Origin of the sequence: Mycobacterium sp., assembly GCF_035499775.1 — a bacterium.
In the GTDB taxonomy this organism is placed as follows: domain Bacteria; phylum Actinomycetota; class Actinomycetes; order Mycobacteriales; family Mycobacteriaceae; genus Mycobacterium.
The window spans coordinates 1-2,280 of sequence record NZ_DATJYB010000259.1 but is presented as its reverse complement, the minus strand read 5'-3'; the positions used below and the strand labels follow the sequence as shown (position 1 = coordinate 2,280).

Annotated in this window: 3 protein-coding genes; all 3 read right to left on the bottom strand. The window is 66.2% G+C overall.

Annotated features, from left to right (window positions below):
• Window positions 1–54: 54 nt before the first annotated feature.
• The gene (locus VML93_RS17060; protein ID WP_325612418.1) at window positions 55–1,434 is read right to left on the bottom strand and encodes an FAD-containing oxidoreductase; all 1,380 of its coding nucleotides are present in this window, start codon (window positions 1,432–1,434) and stop codon (window positions 55–57) included.
• Window positions 1,431–1,898 (bottom strand): DUF4126 domain-containing protein, encoded by a 468-nt coding sequence (locus tag VML93_RS17055; protein ID WP_325612419.1) that lies wholly within the window; start codon window positions 1,896–1,898, stop codon window positions 1,431–1,433. Before VML93_RS17055 ends, VML93_RS17060 begins: the two co-directional genes overlap by 4 nt.
• 111 nt (window positions 1,899–2,009) lie before the next feature.
• Window positions 2,010–2,280, bottom strand: a 271-nt coding sequence (hisG, locus tag VML93_RS17050) for an ATP phosphoribosyltransferase (protein ID WP_349256596.1), incomplete at its 5' end; no start/stop codon positions are given.

Here is a 2,280-nt window from a genome sequence, read left to right as displayed (position 1 = left end):
GCAATATGCAGGCGTGCCGTGTGCGATTCTGCGTCTGCTCGCCGGTGAAACCAGCTAGTCGAGCGGCGACATCTCCTGCAGCATCGTGGGAATCAGCTCGCTGACCGTGGGATGGATATGCATCGTCCGCGACAGCGTGGTGTAGGGCGCCTTGGCCGACATGATGTCGAGAATGCAGTGGATGGCCTCGTCGCCGCCGACGCCGAAGACGGCCGCTCCCAGGATCTGATCGGTGTCGGCGTCGACCACCACTTTCATAAACCCTTGCGTCTCACCCTTTTCCACGGCCCGGCCGACCCTGGTCATCGGGCGCTTGCCGACCAGCGCCTTGCGGCCAGACGCGCGGACCTGACTCACGGTCATGCCGGCGCGCCCCAGCGGCGGGTCGATGTAGAGCGCATAGGTGGTGATGCGGTCGCTCACCCGCCGCGGGTCATCGTCGAGCAGGTTGGCCGCGACAATCTCGAAGTCGTTGTACGACGTGTGGGTGAAGGCGCCCTTGCCGTTGCAGTCGCCCATCGCCCAGATGTGCTCGACGTTGGTCTTGAGCTGATCGTCGACCGTGATGTGGCCGCTGGCGTCGGTCTGCACACCGGCGGCATCCAGACCCAGGTCGTCGGTGTTGGGCCGCCGCCCGACCGCCAACAGCAGGTGGCTGCCCGCGATGGCGTCCGCACCGGCACTCGGTGTCAGTTCAAACCCTCCAAAAGCACTGTCGCGCTTAGCGACCCGCACGTCGTCAGCGCCGACCACGACGTCGATCCCTTCGGCCTCCAGGATCTCTCGGATGGTCGCCGAGACGTCCTCGTCTTCGCGGGATGCCAGGCGCGGACCCCGCTCCACGACGGTCACGCGAGCCCCGAAACGGCGGTACATCTGCGCGAACTCCAATGCGATGTAACTGCCACCGACGATGACGAGATGGGCTGGCACCGTGTCGAGTTCGAGGATCGACACGTTGGTCAGATAGTCGACGTCCGACAGCCCCGGGATGTCGGGCACCACGGCGCGACCACCGACGTTGAGGAAGATCCGGTCGCCTTGCAGGAGTTCATCATTGACCCGCAGCGTGTGCGGATCCTCGAACCGCGCGTGACCGCGAAAGACGGTGCAGCCGCCCATCCCTTCCAGCCAGGCTTCGACGCCCCTGCGGTCCTCGAGCATGATGCCGTCTTTGCGCGCCTTGACTTTCGCCATGTCCACGCTGATCGATCCGGTCCCGACACCGTATTCCGCGCCGCGACGGGCCAATTGCGCGGCGTGCGCACTGGCGACCAGCGTCTTGGTCGGGATACATCCGGTGTTCACACAGGTTCCGCCGATGTGCTTGCGCTCCACAATCGCAACCCGCTGTCCTGCGGCGGTAAGCCGGCCCGCCAACGGCGGCCCGGCCTGGCCGGCGCCGACGATGATCGCGTCGAAACGCTCGGTCACTGCGCGAGCAGAGCGGCCGTCGCGGCGACGATTGCGATGCCACCTCCGATCGCGACTGCATCTTCCAGCAGCGCTATCGGCAGGTCTTTCCCGCCGATGGCGGCCACCAGCCGCTTGCGGGCCTGGTAGCCACCCAGGGTGCCGAGCACCGCGCCGATAATGCCGGCGCCAAGGCAGGTCACGGTCCAGTGATGCGAGGCGCCGATGACCGCACCGGCGAAGCCCCCCATGATGATCCGGGCAGCGAACACCGGGGGCGCGGTGCGCGGCGGCGTCTTGGGAAGTTTGTCGTTGACCAGCTCGGCGACGGCGCCAACGGTGAAGAATATGGCGGCGATCAGGCTGGCCATAAAGGCCGCCCAGGTGTGATGCAGCTCGATGGTGCCGCAGTACGCGGCCCACGAGACCACGGCAGGAGCGGTAAGGGAACGCAGCCCGGCGATGACACCGATCAGCAAGGCCATCAGCAAGAAGAGGAGATGTGTCTGTGTCACGGCAACCCTCCTGGGTTCTACGCGCAATCGGTCCCCGCCGGACGCTAACACACTCACCGGCACTGGGCACGCGCCGTGCGATCAGAAGCGGCAGAACCTGATGTCGGAAGCCAGAATTGCCTTGGCCCCGATGGCGGCGATCTGGTCCATGATGCCGTTGACATCCCGGCGAGGTACCAACGCTCGCACCGCGACCCAGTCGGGGTCGGCCAGCGGTGCGATGGTCGGCGACTCCAGGCCCGGCGTGATCGCCGTCGCCTTGTCCAGCACCGAACGCGGGCAGTCGTAATCCAGCATCAGGTACTGCTGACCGAACACCACACCCTGTATCCGGGCGACCAGTTGGTCGCGC